We start from the raw sequence: 17,223 nt of genomic DNA on the forward strand, positions 1-17,223 counted from the left end.
ATCCGGGGTACGGCCGGGCGGGCCGGGCCCGGTCAGTCGCCCTCGCGGGCCTCGCGGGTGGAGAGCAGCCGGCGCAGCGAGTAGAGCCGGGCCGGGTCGGCGTGCCCGGCGGCCACCCAGGCGTCCAGCGCGCAGTCCTGCTCGTCGTGGCTACAGGCCCGGGGGCAGTCGACCGTGCCCGGCTCCAGGTCGGGGAAGGCGTGGATCACCCGGGACGGGTCGATGTGCGACAGGCCGAAGGACCGGAAGCCGGGGGTGTCGATCACCCAGCCGGGGTCGAGCGCCTTCTTGGAGCCGGGCTTGGCCCCGGGCGGCGGCGGCAGCCGCAGCGCCAGCGCCGAGACGGTGGTGTGCCGGCCCCGGCCGGTGACCGCGTTGACCACGCCGGTGGCCCGCTGGTGCGCCGGGACCAGCCCGTTGACCAGCGTGGTCTTGCCGACCCCGGAGTGCCCGACGAAGACCGTGGAGCGCCCGCGCAGCAGCGCCCGCACGGTCTCCGCGTCGTCCTCGGCCAGCTCGTCACGGCGGGTGACCACATGGCGGACGCCCAGTGGCGCGTACACCTCCAGCAGCGGGTCGGCCGGTGCCAGATCGGCCTTGGTGAGGATCAGCAGCGGCTCCATCCCCGCGTCGTACGCCGCCACCAGGCAGCGGTCGATCAGCCGGGGGCGGGGCTCGGGGTCGGCCAGCGCGGTGACGATGGCCAGCTGGTCGGCGTTGGCGACCACCACCCGCTCGTACGGGTCGTCGTCGTCGGCGGTGCGGCGCAGTACCGAGTCGCGCTCCTCGACGCGGACGATCCGGGCCAGGCTGTCGGGCTCGCCCGACAGGTCGCCGACCACCGCCACCAGGTCGCCGACCACTACGCCGGTGCGCCCCAGCTCGCGGGACTTCATGGCGGTGATCGCGCGCTCCTGGCGGGTGCCGGCGTCGACCAGGCAGGTCAGCCGCCCCCGGTCCACGGTGAGGACCATCGCCTCGGCGGCGTCCTCGTGCTTGGGCCGGGTGCGGGTGCGGGGGCGGGAGCCCCGGCGGCCGGGGCGGGCCCGGATGTCGTCCTCGTCGGCGTCCTTGCCGTAACGGCGCATACGGAGTGTCAGACCTTCGGGTGGTTCAGGTGGTGGTACGTCATGCTGGGCTCCCTGGTCAGGCCGTGGCCGGGGCGTCGGCCCCGGTCAGCAGGCCGGTCCACAGCTCGGGGAAGTCGGGCAGGGTCTTGGCGGTGGTGGCGACGTTCTCCACCTGGACGCCGGGGACGGTCAGGCCCAGCACGGCGGCGGCGGTGGCCAGCCGGTGGTCCTCGTAGGTGTGGAACACCCCGCCGTGCAGCGGCCGGGGGCGGATGCGCAGCCCGTCCTCGGTCTCGGTGACGTCGCCGCCGAGGTCGTTGATCTCCTTGGCGAGCGCGGCCAGCCGGTCGGTCTCGTGCAGCCGCAGGTGGGCGATGCCGTACAGGTGCGACTCGGAGTCGGCCAGCGCGGCGACCGCGGCGATCACCGGCGTCAGCTCGCCCACGTCGTGCAGGTCGGCCTCGATGCCGTGGACGCGTCCGGAGCCGGTGAGGGCCAGTGCCCCGTCAATGAACTCGCACTCGCCGCCCATCCGGGTGAAGATCTCCCGCAGCTGGTCGCCCGGCTGGGTGGTGCGCTCCGGCCAGTCCCGTACGGCGACCCGGCCGCCGGTGACCAGCGCGGCGGCCAGGAAGGGCGCGGCGTTGGAGAGGTCCGGCTCGACGACCAGGTCACGGCCGAGCAGCGCGCCGGGGGTGACCCGCCAGACGTCGGGCTCGCCGCCGTCCTCGGGGGCGTCCACCTGCACACCGGCGGCGCGCAGCATCTCCACCGTCATCCGGATGTGCGGCAGCGACGGCAGCGGGCCGCCCTGGTGGCGTACCTCCACCCCCTGGTTGTACCGGGCACCGGAGAGCAGCAGCGCGCTCACGAACTGGGAGGACGACGACGCGTCCACGGTGACCTGGCCGCCGTCCAGCGCACCGGTGCCGTACACGGTGAGCGGCAGCGCGCCGCGCCCCCCGTCCTCGATCCGGGCGCCCAGCCCGCGCAGGGCGTCGATCACGCCGTGCAGCGGGCGCTCGTGGGAGCGGGGGTCGCCGTCGAAGTGCACCGGGCCGTCGGCCAGCGCGGCCAGCGGCGGCAGGAAGCGCATCACCGTACCGGCGTTGCCCACGTCCACCGTCACCGGGCCGTGCAGACCGGCCGGGATCACCCGCCAGGCGTCACCGCCGCCGGTGCCGCCGGTGCTGTTGTTGACGGTGTCCTCGATGCCGACGCCCAGCGCCCGCAGGGCGGCGGCCATCAGCAGGGTGTCGCGGCTGCGCAGCGGGCGGCGGACCCAGCCGGGCTCGGCGGCCAGGGCGGCGAGGACCAGGGCACGGTTGGTGACCGACTTGGAGCCGGGCACGGTAACGGTCGCGTGAACGGCGGCGGACGCGGTCGGGGCGGGCCAGAGAGTGTCGGTCATGGCGCAAGCCTAGAGGGTTCGGGCCCGGCGGTCCGGTGGTCCGTCCCACCCGGTGGACAGCCGGACCGTGCGCTCTCAGCCGCCGGCCGTCCAGCCGCCGATGAGCCAGCTGCCGCCCGCCAGCAGGCTGGCCAGCGCCGTCACCGCGAAGAGGCCGACCCAGAGCACCGCCGCCACCCCGGTGAGCCGGGCCAGCTGGTCGGCGTCGGAGTCAGGGGCGCCGCCGTACCGCCGCTTGCGTTGCAGCTCCACCACCGGCCGGACGCCCGCCAGCAGCAGGAACCAGACCCCCAGGTAGGCGAACGCGGCCTGGGTGCGGTCGCCCGCGTACCAGGAGACCAGCAGGAACGCGGCCCCGGTGGCCAGCACCGACAGCACGCCGAAGGCGTTGCGGATCATCACCAGCAGCCCGGCCAGCAGCACGATCGCCGTCCACAGCAGCGCGGTGATGTGCCCGGCGGCCAGCAGCGCGGCGCCGCCCAGGCCCAGCAGCGGCGGCGCGAGGTAGCCGGCGGCGGCGGTGAGGATCATGCCGGTGCCGGTGGGCTTGCCGGAGGAGACGGTGAGGCCGGAGGTGTCCGAGTGCAGCCGGATGCCGGAGAGCCGCCGCCCGGTGAGCAGCGCCACCAGGCCGTGGCCGCCCTCATGGGCGATGGTGACGATGTTCCGGCTCAGCCGCCACAGCGGCGCGGGCAGGATCGCCGCCAGCGCCACGGCCCCGGTCGCCAGCACCAGCCAGCCCGGCGGGTCGGGCTGGGTGCCGACGACGCGCTGCCAGGCGTCGCCGATGCTGTGTCCGTCCATCTCTACCGCCGTGCCTCCGTGCCGATGCCCGTCCGGGCCCTCCCCGTGAACCGGCAGCTTCGCACGGGAGGACGAACCCCGACCAGCCTCCGGTTTCACCCGGGCCGCCCGGCGCGCGGCCCGGGGCCGCGCGCGGGTGTGCGTCCGGCCCCGGGAACTGCGGGAGTAGGGGAGAGTACGGGTCAGGCGAGGGCGGTGATGGCGGTCCAGCCGCCGCTGCCCTTCAGGACGGGGGCGCCGAGGCCGGTGTCGGTACCGGCCCAGGAGTAGAGGTTGCCGTCGGCGCCGGTGGACCACAGGTCGCTGTGGGCGGCGCCCGCCGCGCCGTCGACGTCACGGACCGAGGCGACCAGCGGATAGCCGGTGGAGTCGACGGTGCCGATCCGCGTCCCGGCGGACGTGCTGACCGTGCGGGTGGCGGCGTCGTACACGACGGGGTGGCGCAGCAGCGCGCCGCTGGCGGTGTCGCGGAACCACAGGTCTGGGGTGCCGTCGCCGGTGTCGTCGCCCGGCGCGATCAGGTCGCCGTCGCCCCAGCCGGTGGCGCCCACGAGCTGCGGCGCGTTGAAGCCGCCGAAGAAGTTGGCGGGGAAGAACCAGAGCCGGCCGTTCTCCACGGTGAACAGGTCCGGGGTGCCGTCCTGATTGACGTCCCCAGGGGCGACCATGCTGCTGACCTGGGACCAGTCGTCGGCGTAGCCGGTGCAGTCGGTGGCGCAGCCGGGGCGGCTCACGGCGTGGCGGCGGGCGCGGGAGTAGTAGCCGCCGTTGGCGGGGTCGACGCTGTGCAGGGTGGCCTGGTTGACATAGACGTAGAGGTCGCTGCTGCCCTGTGTGTGGGCCCACAGGTCGTCGAGGTCGGCGCCGCTGGTGCTGAGCCGGTGGGTGACGAGGGTGTCGGTCCAGCTGGTGTCGTCCGGTGCGTCGGCTGGTTCGGCGGCGGGGCCGGGGGTGGCGGGCTGCTCGGCCGTCGGGTAGAGCCGCAGGGCGCCGGAGGCGTCGACGGCGACCAGGTCGGGGTGCGTCCGGCCCTGGGCGTCCCGGACACCGTCGATGTCACCGGCGGTGCTGGCGATCGGCGCGTCCACCACATAGAAGGTCACCATGGTGGGTCGGCTCTGGTTGCCCGCCCGGTCGGTCGCCTGCACCCAGATCACCTGGGTACCCCAGGTGGTGGCGTGGAAGGAGAGGGTGCCGTCGGCGGGGATCACGGTCCCGCCGCCGCCGTACAGGTCGTTCGGGTCGCCGCTGAGCGTGTAGGTGAAGTGGTCGATCCCGCTGGCCCGGCCGCCACCTGCGGGTACCGGGTCGGTGCCGGTGATGTGCAGGGTCGCGGTGTCACCGGCGACCCCGTCGAAGGTGGCGGTGCCGTCGACGACGGGGGCGGTCGTGTCGCGCCCCGGCGCGTGGCAGCGGCCGCCGTCGCCCGGTCGGCCGTGGGTGTCATGGCACCGGTGGGTCTTCGCGCCGGTGCTGCCCGCCGCGCCTGCGGCCTGCGCGGTGGCGGTGAATGCGGACGTTATCAGTCCGGTTGCCAGGATAACGCTGGTGATTCCGCGTACGGTCCTTGCCCGCGGATTGCTGAAGTACCCCATGCCCCCTCGATCCCTGCGATTCGAATTCATGCGAACTGTCTGGCGCCCGAGCACGCTATCCGGGTCGGCAGCCTGCCCGCAATGACTTCTCCCCTTCCGGTCGGCCGTGAGGACGTGGTGCGTACCTCCTGTTCGGCCTGGTGCTCCCGGCGCGGAACTGCCCTGTGCTGCAAGCGGGTTCACGGGCGATGCCTGCCGCCCGAGGGCCGGGGCGGGAATTCACATATACGGGAAATCCGCGTCATTGCGGGCCGCAGCGCGGGGAGGCGGAGGATTCCCGGCGGGAAATACGGCTGACCGTCGGGGTGTCATTCGCAGAGCGCCCTGGGTCGGTTGATTTCCTCATCGGGTGGGGGAGGGTCGGCCCGCCGAAGTCGGTGCGGATGCCGTCGCCGGCCGGCGGGGGTTGTCTCGTTCGTCGCGGCTGCTGGGAGACTTGGGGTCCGAGGGGTGTCGGGGGTGACGTCCCCGGGGGAGAGGTGGTGTCTGGGATGTGCGGCCGGTATGCGTCGAGCCGGGAGCCGGAGGACCTGGTCGAGCTGTTCGGGGTGGAGAAGTGGGACCCCACCGAGACCATGGAGCCGGACTGGAACGTGGCGCCCACCAAGCCGGTGTGGGCGGTGCTCGACCGGGCGGTGAAGGGGGCCGGGCCGCAGCCGGTGCGGCAGTTGCACGTGCTGCGGTGGGGGCTGGTGCCCGCCTGGTCCAAGTCGGCGGAGACCGGGGTGAAGATGATCAACGCCCGGTCGGAGACCGTCCATGAGAAGCCCGCCTACCGCCAGGCGTTCGCCTCCCGCCGCTGCCTGCTGCCCGCCGACGGCTACTACGAGTGGTTCACCCCGGAGACCGCCCCGGACGGCCCGAAGGGCAGCTCCCGCAAGCAGCCGTTCTTCATCACCCCGGCCGACGGCTCGGTGATGGCGATGGCTGGGCTGTACGAGTTCTGGCGCGACCGCTCCCGGCCGGCCGACGACCCCGGCGCCTGGCTGTGCACCTGCACCGTGCTCACCACCGACGCCGAGGACGCCCTCGGCCGCATCCACCCCCGGATGCCGCTGCTGGTGGAGCCCACCGGGTACGACGCCTGGCTGGACCCGGCCCGCAGCGACCCCGACGAGCTGCGCCCGCTGCTGGTGCCGCCGCTGGCCGGCCGGCTGGACGCGCGGCCGGTGTCCACGGCGGTGAACAGCGTCCGCAACAACGGCCCGCAGCTCACCGAGCCCATCCCCGCCGAGGACGCGCTGGGCGACGCCACGCTGTTCTGAGCCGGGCCGCCCGGCCGCAGCGGTGGACAATGGCCGCGGCACCGAGCGCGGAAGGGCGCCGCATGGACGAGTACGGGACCGAGGAACACAGGGCCGACGCGTACCGGACCGTCGACACACCCGCCGGACCGGCCCGGATCACCTTCGCCAGGGCGGAGCGGCCCAGCGGGGTGCTGGCGCTCGGCCACGGGGCGGGCGGCGGCGTCGAGGCGCGGGACCTGCGGGCGCTGGCCACCGCGCTGCCGCCGCTGGGCCTGACCGTGGCACTGGTGGAGCAGCCCTGGCGGGTGGCCGGCCGCCGGGTCGCCCCTGCCCCCAAGACCCTGGACGCGGGCTGGCTGCCCGTCGCCGCCGAGCTGGCCGCCGAGGGCGTCCCGCTGCTGGTCGGCGGCCGCAGCGCCGGGGCCAGGGTGGCCTGCCGCACCGGGCGGGCGAGCGGCGCGGCGGCGGTGCTGGCGCTGGCGTTTCCGCTGCATCCCCCGGGCAAGCCGGAGCGGAGCAGGGCCGAGGAGCTGACCGGCGCCGCACTGCCGACCCTGGTGCTCCAGGGGGAGCGCGACCCGTTCGGGCGGCCGGCGGAGTTCCCGGAGCTGCCCGAAGGAGCCGAGCTGGTCGCCGTCCCCGGCGCCGACCACGGCTTCGCGGTCCCCAAGCGGGGGCCCGTGACCCAGCAGGAGGCGCTGGCCGTGATCACCCGTACGGTCGCGGACTGGGCGCTGCGCCACACCGGCTGACCCCGAAAGCCCAGACCGGGGAGCCGGGGCGCGGGAATGAATCGCCGGCCGCCGAGGTTGTCCGCCTTGTCGGTACACACGTCGGTGGAAAGGCAGTGCCCATGGGCTCCATCGCTTGCCCCGAACGCTCCGGGAAGAAGGCAGGTGAGCCTGCCGCCTACTGGGCCGAGTGGGTTATCGCGGGCGAGAAGACCCAGGGCCCGATATCCTCCGTTTCTGGGCGGGCCGTCGTGGGCCGTCCACGCAACACCGAGGAGGTGGGTCCGGTCGCCGGGACCGAGGATGACGCCGGAGCCACGCAGCACACGGGTCCGGAGCTCGTCGGAGAGGAGCTCGCCGACGCCATCGGCGAGGAGACCTTCCGTGCCTCCGACGAGGAGTCGGAGGACAGCCGCCGCGAGCGGTTCGAGCGCGACGCGCTCGGCTACCTGGACCAGATGTACTCGGCCGCGCTGCGGATGACGCGCAACCCCGCGGACGCCGAGGACCTGCTCCAGGAGACGTTCGCCAAGGCGTACGCCTCCTTCCACCAGTTCCGCGAGGGCACCAACCTCAAGGCGTGGCTGTACCGGATTCTCACCAACACCTTCATCAACTCCTACCGCAAGAAGCAGCGCGAGCCGCAGCGGACGGGTGCCGAGGAGATCGAGGACTGGCAGCTGGCGCGCGCCGAGTCGCACATGTCGACCGGGCTGCGCTCGGCGGAGGCCCAGGCGCTGGACCACCTCCCCGACAGCGATGTGAAGCAGGCGCTCCAGGCGATCCCCGAGGAGTTCCGCATCGCGGTCTACCTCGCGGACGTGGAGGGTTTTGCCTACAAGGAGATCGCCGACATCATGGGTACGCCCATCGGTACGGTGATGTCCCGTCTCCACCGGGGTCGCCGGCAGCTCCGCGAGCTGCTGGAGGACTACGCCAGGGAGCGCGGTCTCGTCCCGGCCGGCAGTGGTGCGGGTGCGGGGGACGAGGGGAAAGGCTCGGGCACATGAGCTGCGGCAACCCGCATGAAACGGACTGCGGAGAGGTGCTCGACCACCTCTACGAGTACCTCGACAACGAGATGGCCGAGGGCGACTGCGCCAAGCTCCGCGAGCACTTCGAGGAGTGCTCGCCGTGCCTGGAGAAGTATGGCCTGGAGCAGGCCATCAAGGCGCTGATCAAGCGGTCCTGCGGCTGCGATGCGCCGCCCTCCGACCTGCGCAGCAAGGTGCTGGCCCGGATCGACACCATCCGGACGGCCCAGCGGGAGCGGGCGGACACCACCTACGCCGCCGCCGAGACCGTCACCCAGGACTGAGCCCGTCACCCAGGACTGAGCCCGTCACCCAGGACTGACGCCAGGTCACCGGCCGCGCAGCACCGGCTCACTCGTACGAGTGAATCCTGCTGCGCCGACCACGCAGAACCGCCGTACCACCGGTGCACACACCGCCCGCCGCCTATCCTCCGTGGCGGGCGGTCCGCGCGTCACCGGGGCCGCCGTGCCCGACCGGTACGGAGGCCGTCATCGCCGTTCAGACCGCGAGCCCTCGGACGGCCGGCCCCCCGGGCGCCGTCCCGGGGCCGGCCGCCGCACTGCCGCCCGCCGCCCGTGCCTGCCTGACCGCCGCCGCACCTGCCGCCGCCGCCGGGCTGCTCCCGCTGCTGCCGCAGATCCAGCAGCGCTCCGCCGCCGCCCGCTGGCTGGGCGCCCCGGTGCCCTGGGCCACCCTCGGCGTTCTCGCCCTGCTCTACGCGGGCTGCCATCTGCTCACCCGCCGCCACCCCGGCCGACCCGCGCCGGACGACCTGACCCCCGCCCGGTCCGACGCCGCCACCACCGGCGCCTTCCTGCCGGTGCTGCTGGCCGGGGCGCTGCTGCTGCCACCGGCCGCCGCCGCGCTGGCCGCCGTCCCCGGGGCGCTGCTCGGCCCGGCGCCGCCGCCCCGCGCGGCCCGCAGGCTGTGGAACTCCGCACAGCTCGGCCTCGCCGCCTTCGCCACCGCCGCCGTCTTCCGGCTGCTGCACGGCCCACAGCTGCTGCTCGGCGCCCGCTTCCCCAGCGCACTGGCCCCCGCCGCCACCGCCGCCATGACGTTCTGCCTGGTCAACGGGGTACTGCTCAGCACCATCACCGCCGTCGCCACCCGCCCGCCGCGCCCGCTGGCCACCGGCCGGGCCGTACTGCTGCGCAGCGCCGTCCCCTGCCTCGCACACGGCCTGGTCGCGCTGATGACGGCCGCCCTCTGGCAGGGCCCGTACGGCGCCTTCGCCGCCGTGGTGGCGCTGCTGCCGCTCTCCGTCTCCTGCTGGGTGTACGGGGAGTACCACCGCGAGCAGGCCGCGCACCGCGCCACCGTACGGGCCCTGGTGCAGGCCGTGGAGATCAAGGACGAGTACACCCGGGGCCACAGCGAGCGGGTGGGCCGGGCGTCGGTGCTGATCGCCCGGGAGATCGGCATGGCCGAGGACCGGATGCACTGCCTGCGGTTCGCGGGCATCCTGCACGACGTCGGCAAGCTCGGCGTGCCCACCCCGCTGCTGCGCAAGAACGGCCCGCTCACCCCGGCCGAGCGGCGGGCGGTGGAGCTGCACCCCGAGTACGGCCATGAGATGGTGCGCGGCATCCGCTTCCTCGGTGAGGCCAGGGCGGGCATCCTGCACCACCATGAGCGGATGGACGGGCGGGGCTATCCGTACGGCCTGACGGGCGCGGAGATCCCCGAGTTCGCCCGGGTGATCGCGGTGGCCGACGCCTTCGACTCGATGACCTCCACCCGCTCCTACCGGCGTGGCCGCCCGGTCCCGGAGGCGGTCACCGAGCTGCGGCGCTGCGCCGGGACGCAGTTCGACCCGGTGATGGTGGACGCCCTGGTCAGCGCGGTGGCCACCCACGGCTGGCGGCCCGCCGAGCCGCCCCCGGAGCCGGCCGAGGCCCCGGCGGCGGGCGGCGGCGGCGCCATCCCGGACATCCCGCTGGGCGTCCCCGAGCCCAGCCGGCCCGCGCCCGGCCCCCCGGCCCGGCCCGCGCCCACAGCAGCCAGTCCTGCCCCGACCGGGTCCGCCCAGGCCCAGCCCGCCCCGACCGGGTCCACCCCGTCCCGGTCCGCCCAGGCCCACCGCCGATGAGCGCCGTCCCCCCGGCCCGCCGCGCCCCCGCCCGCCGCACCCCCGTACGGCGGCCCCCTGTACGCCCCCGGCCGCCGCGCCGCACGCAGCCGCAGCGCGGGGCGCGGCACCACGCCCCGGTCACCGCCGTGCACGCCGCCGCCGCCACGCTGCTGCTCGCCGCAGGCACCGACGCGCTGGCCGGCGGCCTGGTCGAGATCCGCACCGCCCTGGCGTTCGGCGCCCTGATCGCGGTCGGCGAAGCCGTCCGGATCACCCTGCCCGACGACCGCGAGCAGGCCCCGATCGGCGCCGCCGGCGCCCTCGCCTACGCCCTGCTCGGCCCGCTGCGCGGCCTGCCCACCGCCCACGGCGTCCTCCAGGTGGTCGCCGTCAGCACCGCCGCCGCCCTGGTCGGCCAGCTGCCGTACGCCCTCCGGGGCCGCGCCCCGCAGCCCGACCGGGTCGCCCGCCGCATCCTCACCGCCGGCTTCGCCGCCATGCTCTTCCAGCCGCTCTACAACTCGGGCGCGCTGGACCGGGTCGCCACCCACGGCGCCCAGTACGGCCTGCTGCTGGCCGCCGTCGCGGTGCTCGCCGCGCTGTGCGACGTGGTGCTCGCCGCCGGGCTGCACAGCGCCCGCACCGGCCACCGCTTCGGCCCGGCGCTCCGCGAGGAGCTGCGCGCCCTGCTCGGCATCGGCTCCGCCATCGCCGCCACCGGCCTGGTGATCAGCCTGGGCGCGGGGGAGATCGGGCTCTGGGTGCTGCCGGTCTTCTCGGCTCCGCTGCTGCTCACCCAGCTCTCCTTCCGCCGCCGGGGCGCGACCCGGGCCGCGCACTGGCAGTGCATCGCCTCGCTGGCCAGGGCCACCGAGGTCGCCGGGTACACGCTGCCCGGCCACACCCGCCGGGTGGCGGCGCTCTCCCGGGCGGTCGGCCGGCAGCTGGGGCTGGGCGGCCGGGAGCTGGAGCTGCTGGAGTGCGCGGCGCTGATGCACGACATCGGGCAGCTGTCCCTGGTCGAGCCGGTCCCCGGCGGCGCCACCGCGCTGCTGCCGCCGGACGAGCAGCGCCGGATCGCCCGGCTCGGCGGCGAGGTGATCCGGCACACCGGCGTACCGGCGGCGGTGGCCGGCTATGTGGAGCGGCAGGCCGAGCCGTACCGGGGGGCGGACGGCCGCCGCGACCGGGCGCTGCCGGCCGCCTCCCGCATTTTGCGCGCCGCCAACGCCTTCGACGACCTGGTCTGCGACGACCCCGGCCCGGCCCGGCGGCTGGAGGTGCTCGAACAGCTCCGACTGGACACCGGACGCCAGTACGACCCGCTGGTGGTCCAGGCGCTCGCCCAGGTCTCCGCCGGCGGTCCGCCGCCCGCCCCGGCGCTCCCGGCCGCGCCCCGGGGCCGTCCGAGGACCGGGAGAACCCATCGGTAACCCGCGTCCGGTATGTTCCGCGTGGTTGGATGCGGCGGCAGGGTGGGAGGAGCACCACGAGGCCGCGCGGGCCCCGGCCCGCGCATTGTCGACCGGGAAACGGGCAAGGAGCCGTCATGGGCATGCGGATCACGGCGGGACTCATGGCCGGTCCCCGGGAGATAGCGGCCCGCGAGAGCGGTACGGTGCGGGTCGGCGACAGTGTGGTCGCCCGGCGGACGGGGCAGCACGACCGGCCCGGTCCGCAGCCGCCGGAGCGGCGGCGGGCAGTGGGGCAGGACAGCACGGCCGGGCAGCGTGGCCCGGCGGTCGCCGCCTGACGGCACGGCAGGGCGCGTTATCGCGTAGCGCGCCGCAGCGGCCCGCCGTACTGTGCGGGCGGGGCCGCTCCCACCGGGCCACGCGTCCGGCACGGGACCGGGCGGCAGCACAGCGGCACGACGAACGACAGGACAGCGGCCCAGCGGACCGACCCAGAGGACATCGGCAGGGATGACGTGAGGATCTTCCACCGGGCGAGACACCGGCCGTCCGCCACCTGGCGGCAGACGACCGACCGGGCTTTCACGCTCATCGGCAACGGGCGGTACGAGGACGCGGGCGCGCTGCTGGTGATGGCCGCCGACCTGGAGCCGTGGCTCTCCGACTCCTGGTACAACCTCGCGCTGCTGCACAAGTTCCGCCGTGACTGGGAGCAGGCCAGGGCCGCCGGGCTGCGCGCGGTGGCGCTGCTCGACCGCGAGCAGGGCGCCCCCGACTGGTGGAACCTCGGCATAGCGGCCACCGCCCTCCAGGACTGGGCGCTGGCCCGCCGCGCCTGGCAGGCGTACGGCCTGCGGGTGCCGACCGGCGAGGGCCCGGTACGGCTGGACTTCGGCACCACCCCGGTGCGGCTCTCCCCGGAGGGGGAGTCCGAGGTGGTCTGGGGCCGCCGGCTCGATCCGGCCCGGGTCGAGGTGCTCTCCATCCCGCTGCCGTCCTCCGGCCGCCGCTGGGGCGAGGTGGTGCTGCACGACGGCGCCCCGCACGGCGAGCGGGTCGCGGACGGCGTGGCGTACCCGGTCTTCGACGAGATCGAGCTGTGGGCGCCCTCCCCGGTGCCCACCCATGTGGTGCTGCTGCACGCCGCCACCGAGCCGGACCGCGACGCGCTGGAGCGGCTGGTCTCCGACGCCGGCTATGCGGCGGAGGACTGGACGTCCTCGGTACGGCTGCTCTGCCGGGCCTGTTCGGAGAGCCGGATGGACACCGACGACGGCAGCACCGAGCACCACGACCCGCACGACGACGGCGACGCCGCCCACCCGGGGCACCTCAGCCACCTCAGCCACCGCGGCGAGGGCCTGTCCTGGATAGCCGAGCGGGAGTGCGGCCTCGCGGCCCCCGCCGACCTGGTGCGGCCGCTGCTGGACCGCTGGGTGGCGGCCTGCCCCGGCAGCAGGGCCTACCGGGACCTGGAAGAGGTCTGCTGACCGTCCGCAGGCCCGCAGGTAAGGGGCGCGGCCCGGCATCGGGGCCGTACGCTTGGTCCCGCACGGCCCACAGACAGCCCGGTCAGCAGTGGCCGGGCCACCAGCAGCCCGGTCACCAGTAGGAAGACGAAGCGGAACAGCGATGGCGGAGCAGCACGAGCACCAGCACGACCCGGCCGAGACCCCCGAGCAGCCCCAGCGGGTGGTCGGTGAGGAGCCGGACACCTCCCGGGGGACGGCCCGGCCGATCACGGTCGTCGGCAACCCGGTGCTGCACCGCCCCTGCCAGGTCGTCACCGACTTCGGCACCGACCTCGCCGCGCTGATCGACGACATGTTCGTCTCGATGTACGCCGCCGACGGCGTCGGCCTGGCCGCCAACCAGATCGGCGTGGACAGCCGGGTCTTCGTCTACGACTGCCCGGACGACGAGGGCGTCCGCCACGTCGGGCACATCGTCAACCCGGTGCTGGAGGAGCTGGACGCCGGCCGCCGGCTGCTGGACGAGTCCCCCGAGGGCTGCCTGTCCGTCCCCGGCGCCTACGCCGACCTGGCCCGCCCGGACTACGCGGCGGTCACCGGCCGGGACAAGGACGGCAATGAGATCCGGCTGGAGGGCACCGGCTTCTTCGCCCGCTGCCTCCAGCACGAGACCGACCACCTGAACGGCTACCTCTACATCGACCGGCTTTCCAAGCGCGACCGCAAGGACGCGCTGCGGCAGATGGCGGAGCTCACCCCCAAGTACGCCACCGTCCCCAACGACTGAGCGGACGGTGGGCGGGGGCGGGCCGGTCGGCCCGCCCCCCCCCACCGCGGCCGGTCAGATGTCGCCGGTCAGATGTCGCCGGTCAGAAGTCGTCGTCGAAGGAGACCGAGCCCTCCACCGCGACCTGGTAGGCCGAGACGCGGCGCTCGAAGAAGTTGGTCAGCTCCTGGACGTTCTGCAGCTCCATGAACCCGAACGGGTTGGCCGAGCCGTAGCGGATCGGCAGCCCGAGCCGGGCGAGGCGCTGGTCCGCGACGCACTCCAGGTACTGCCGCATGGAGTCGGTGTTCATCCCCGGCAGCCCGTCGCCGCACAGGTCGCGGGCGAACTGGAGCTCCGCCGCGACGGCCTCCTCCAGCATCGTGGTGACCTGCCGCCCCATCTCCTCGTCGAAGAGGTCGGGCTCCTCGGCGCGGACGGTGTCCACCACCGAGTAGGCGAACTCCATGTGCATGGACTCGTCGCGGAACACCCAGTTGGTGCCGGTGGCCAGCCCGTGCAGCAGGCCGCGGCTGCGGAACCAGTACACATAGGCGAAGGCGCCGTAGAAGAACAGCCCCTCGATGCACGCCGCGAAGCAGATCAGGTTGAGCAGGAACCGGCGGCGGTCCTCCCGGGTCTCCAGCCGGTCCAGCTTCTCCACCGAGTCCATCCAGCGGAAGCAGAACTGCGCCTTCTCCCGGATGGAGGGGATGGACTCCACCGCGTCGAAGGCGGCCGCGCGGTCGTCCGGGTCGGGCAGGTAGGTGTCCAGCAGCGTCAGATAGAACTGGACGTGCACCGCCTCCTCGAACAGCTGCCGGGAGAGGTAGAGCCGCGCCTCGGGCGAGTTGATGTGCTTGTAGAGCGTCAGCACCAGGTTGTTGGAGACGATGGAGTCACCGGTCGCGAAGAACGCGATCAGCCGCCCCAGCAGGTGCCGCTCGCCGTCGCTGAGCTTGGCCAGGTCCGCCACGTCGGAGTGCAGGTCCACCTCCTCCACGGTCCAGGTGTTCTTGATCGCGTCCCGGTAGCGGTCGTAGAAGTCCGGGTAGCGCATCGGGCGCAGCGTCAGCTCGAAGCCCGGGTTGAGCAGGTTCTTCTTGGCGGCGGGGGTGGTCACTGGCAGGCCTCGCAGGACTCGGGGTTCTCCAGGGAGCAGGCGATGGCCTGCTCCTCCGTGGTGGGGGCGGGGACGGTGGCGGGGGCGGCGGCACCCGCGGCGGCCTGGGCGATCCGGGTCGCCGGGCGCGAACGCAGGTAGTAGGTGGTCTTCAGCCCCTTCTTCCAGGCGTACGCGTACATCGAGCTGAGTTTGCCGATGGTGGGCGCGGCCAGGAACAGGTTGAGCGACTGGCTCTGGTCCAGGTACGGCATCCGCTCGGCGGCCAGGTCGATCAGCGCCCGCTGCGGCAGCTCCCAGGCCGTGCGGTAGAGCGACTTGAGGTCGGCGGGCACCCCGGGGAGGTCCTGGGCGGAGCCGTTGGCGGCGCGCAGCGCGTCGCGGGTGGCGGCCGTCCACAGGCCCCGGCTCTTGAGGTCGGCCACCAGGTACGGGTTGACCTGGAGGAACTCCCCGCTGAGCGTCTCGCGCTTGAAGAGGTTGGAGACCTGCGGCTCGATGCACTCATAGACGCCCGCGATGGACGCGATGGTGGCGGTCGGCGCGATGGCCAGCAGCAGCGAGTTGCGCAGCCCGGTCTCGGCCAGCCGGGCGCGCAGCGCCTCCCAGCGGCCGGTCCAGTGCGGGGCGGCGGTCGGGAAGTGGTCGATGTGCAGCTGTCCGCGCGCGGCCCGGGTCTCCTCGTACGCGGGGTGCCGGCCGAGCGACTCCGCCAGGTCGCAGGAGGTCTCGTACGCGGCCAGCATGATGCGCTCGGCGATCAGCGTGGAGAGCTGCGCCGCCTCGGGCGAGTCGAAGGGCAGCCGCAGCCGGAAGAAGACGTCCTGCAAGCCCATCGCGCCCAGGCCCACCGGCCGCCAGCGGGAGTTGGAGGCGCCGGACTCGGGCGTCGGATAGAAGTTGATGTCCACCACGCGGTCCAGGAACGTCACGGCGGTGCGCACGGTGGCGTCCAGCCGCTCCCAGTCCAGCGCGTCCAGCAGGCCGGTGGGGTGCTCCGCGAGGTGGGTGGCCAGGTTGATCGACCCCAGGTTGCAGACGGCCGTCTCCGAGTCGTCCGTCACCTCCAGGATCTCGGTGCACAGATTGGAGGAGTGCACCGTGCGGCCGGGCAACGCGGTCTGGTTGGCGGCCCGGTTGGAGGCGTCCTTGAAGGTCATCCAGCCGTTGCCGGTCTGCGCCAGGGTGCGCATCATCCGGGCGTACAGGGTGCGGGCGGGGATGGTCCGCACCGCCTTGCCGGCCTGCTCGGCCTTCAGGTACGCGGCGTCGAAGTCGGCGCCCCACAGGTCGACCAGCTCGGGCGTGTCGACCGGGGAGAACAGCGACCACTCGGCGTCGGCCTCGACCCGGCGCATGAACTCGTCCGGAATCCAGTGCGCCAGGTTGAGGTTGTGGGTGCGCCGCGCCTCCTCGCCGGTGCTGTCCCGCAGCTCCAGGAACTCCTCGATGTCGGCGTGCCAGGTCTCCAGGTAGACGCAGGCCGCGCCCTTGCGCCGGCCGCCCTGGTTCACGGCGGCGACCGAGGAGTCCAGGGTGCGCAGGAACGGCACGATGCCGTTGGACTTGCCGTTGGTGCCCCGGATCAGCGAGCCCCGGGAGCGGATGCGGCTGTACGAGAGGCCGATGCCGCCAGCGTGCTTGGAGAGCCGGGCGATCTGGGCGTAGCGGCTGTAGATCGAGTCCAGCTCGTCCAGCGGGGAGTCCAGCAGGTAGCAGGAGGACATCTGCGGATGCCGGGTGCCGGAGTTGAACAGGGTGGGGGAGGAGGGCAGGTAGTCCAGTCGGCTCATCAGCCGGTACAGCTCGGCGACCGCGTCCGTGGAGTCCTCGTTCGCCAGCCCGCAGGCGACCCGGAGCAGGAAGTGCTGCGGGGTCTCGATCACCCGGCGGGTGATCGGGTGGCGCAGCAGGTAGCGGGACTGCACGGTGCGCAGGCCGAAGTACTCGAAGCGGCCGTCGCCGTCCTGGTCGATCAGCGCGTCCAGCGCGTCGGCGTGCCGGGCCACGAAGTCGGCCGTGCTGTCACCGATCAGCCCCTCGCGGTGGCCGAGGGCGATGGAGGCGGTGAAGCACACCGCGCCCTCGTCGGCGGCCTCGTCCGCGATCTCCCGGGCCAGCAGCCGGGCCGCGAGCCGGGAGTACTGGGGGTCCTCCGCGATCAGCGCGGCGGCGGCCTCCACGGCGAGTCCGCGCAGCTCGGCGAAGTCGGACCCGGCGTGCCGGCCGCGCAGCGCGGCGGCGGCGACATGGCCGGGGTCGACCTGGGGCAGATCGGCGGCGCAGTCGGTGAGCACGCGCAGCAGCGCGGTACCGGGCTCGTCCCGATCCGGGACTGCCGAGGCGGCTTCTGCGGGGGCAGCGGTGGTCAAGGCGCTCTCTCTCCTCCGGCCTGAGGGGCACCGGGACCGCACGGGAGCAGGGAGCGCCGGCGCGCACCCGACGGCCGACGGCCGCCCTGGTTGCGCGCTGCGTCCC

General features: G+C 74.2%; 14 protein-coding genes and 1 pseudogene. 9 read left to right on the forward strand and 6 right to left on the reverse strand.

The genetic code is table 11. From position 1 onward, the window contains the following. Positions 1-32 precede the first annotated feature (32 nt). The 4 genes from rsgA to ACIQGZ_RS06245 all read right to left on the reverse strand — a co-directional run bounded on the left by rsgA (position 33) and on the right by ACIQGZ_RS06245 (position 4,880). Positions 33-1,088, reverse strand: coding sequence for a ribosome small subunit-dependent GTPase A (rsgA, locus tag ACIQGZ_RS06230; RefSeq protein ID WP_402599644.1), 1,056 nt, complete (start codon positions 1,086-1,088; stop codon positions 33-35). A 58-nt stretch (positions 1,089-1,146) separates the two neighbouring features. Continuing rightward, a complete protein-coding gene (gene aroA / locus ACIQGZ_RS06235; RefSeq protein WP_402599645.1) occupies positions 1,147-2,481 on the reverse strand; it encodes a 3-phosphoshikimate 1-carboxyvinyltransferase in 1,335 nt (444 codons plus the stop codon). A 75-nt stretch (positions 2,482-2,556) separates the two neighbouring features. Next, the gene (locus ACIQGZ_RS06240; RefSeq protein WP_402599646.1) at positions 2,557-3,285 is read right to left on the reverse strand and encodes a M50 family metallopeptidase; all 729 of its coding nucleotides are present in this window, start codon (positions 3,283-3,285) and stop codon (positions 2,557-2,559) included. Positions 3,286-3,467: 182 nt separating this feature from the next. Then, a complete protein-coding gene (locus ACIQGZ_RS06245; RefSeq protein ID WP_402599647.1) occupies positions 3,468-4,880 on the reverse strand; it encodes an FG-GAP repeat domain-containing protein in 1,413 nt (470 codons plus the stop codon). A 491-nt stretch (positions 4,881-5,371) separates the two neighbouring features. Between ACIQGZ_RS06245 and ACIQGZ_RS06250 the strand changes: the two genes are divergently transcribed. The 9 genes and pseudogenes from ACIQGZ_RS06250 to def all read left to right on the forward strand — a co-directional run. After that, positions 5,372-6,145: an SOS response-associated peptidase gene (locus tag ACIQGZ_RS06250; RefSeq protein WP_402599648.1), complete on the forward strand. Its 774-nt coding sequence runs from the start codon at positions 5,372-5,374 to the stop codon at positions 6,143-6,145. 62 nt (positions 6,146-6,207) lie between these two features. Continuing rightward, positions 6,208-6,879 carry an alpha/beta family hydrolase gene (locus ACIQGZ_RS06255; protein WP_402599649.1) on the forward strand — a complete coding sequence of 224 codons (672 nt, stop codon included), beginning with the start codon at positions 6,208-6,210 and terminating at the stop codon, positions 6,877-6,879. Positions 6,880-7,223: 344 nt separating this feature from the next. Beyond that, positions 7,224-7,868, forward strand: a complete 645-nt coding sequence (locus ACIQGZ_RS06260) for a sigma-70 family RNA polymerase sigma factor (RefSeq protein ID WP_402600002.1) — start codon at positions 7,224-7,226, stop codon at positions 7,866-7,868. Then, positions 7,865-8,176 carry a mycothiol system anti-sigma-R factor gene (gene rsrA / locus ACIQGZ_RS06265; protein ID WP_402599650.1) on the forward strand — a complete coding sequence of 104 codons (312 nt, stop codon included), beginning with the start codon at positions 7,865-7,867 and terminating at the stop codon, positions 8,174-8,176. Before ACIQGZ_RS06260 ends, rsrA begins: the two co-directional genes overlap by 4 nt. A gap of 278 nt (positions 8,177-8,454) precedes the next feature. Beyond that, positions 8,455-9,987 carry an HD-GYP domain-containing protein gene (locus ACIQGZ_RS06270; protein WP_402600003.1) on the forward strand — a complete coding sequence of 511 codons (1,533 nt, stop codon included), beginning with the start codon at positions 8,455-8,457 and terminating at the stop codon, positions 9,985-9,987. Beyond that, entirely contained in the window at positions 9,984-11,402 is a 1,419-nt protein-coding gene (locus ACIQGZ_RS06275) for an HD-GYP domain-containing protein (protein WP_402599651.1), read from the forward strand. The genes ACIQGZ_RS06270 and ACIQGZ_RS06275 overlap by 4 nt, the downstream gene beginning before the upstream one ends. Positions 11,403-11,518: 116 nt before the next feature. Then, positions 11,519-11,722, forward strand: coding sequence for a hypothetical protein (locus ACIQGZ_RS06280; protein WP_402599652.1), 204 nt, complete (start codon positions 11,519-11,521; stop codon positions 11,720-11,722). Between the two features lie 177 nt (positions 11,723-11,899). Next, entirely contained in the window at positions 11,900-12,874 is a 975-nt protein-coding gene (locus ACIQGZ_RS06285) for a tetratricopeptide repeat protein (RefSeq protein WP_402599653.1), read from the forward strand. Positions 12,875-13,100: 226 nt separating this feature from the next. Further along, positions 13,101-13,643: pseudogene (gene def / locus ACIQGZ_RS06290) on the forward strand (peptide deformylase); the annotation flags it as partial. A gap of 82 nt (positions 13,644-13,725) precedes the next feature. On the opposite strand, the gene ACIQGZ_RS06295 reads toward def, so the two are convergent. Continuing rightward, complete coding sequence (locus ACIQGZ_RS06295) at positions 13,726-14,682, reverse strand: ribonucleotide-diphosphate reductase subunit beta (RefSeq protein ID WP_402600004.1); 957 nt, start codon at positions 14,680-14,682, stop codon at positions 13,726-13,728. 59 nt (positions 14,683-14,741) lie between these two features. Then, positions 14,742-17,117, reverse strand: coding sequence for a ribonucleoside-diphosphate reductase subunit alpha (locus ACIQGZ_RS06300; protein WP_402599654.1), 2,376 nt, complete (start codon positions 17,115-17,117; stop codon positions 14,742-14,744). Positions 17,118-17,223 lie beyond the last annotated feature (106 nt).

This window comes from Streptomyces sp. NPDC092296, assembly GCF_044755465.1.
Classification (GTDB): Bacteria; Actinomycetota; Actinomycetes; order Streptomycetales; family Streptomycetaceae; genus Peterkaempfera.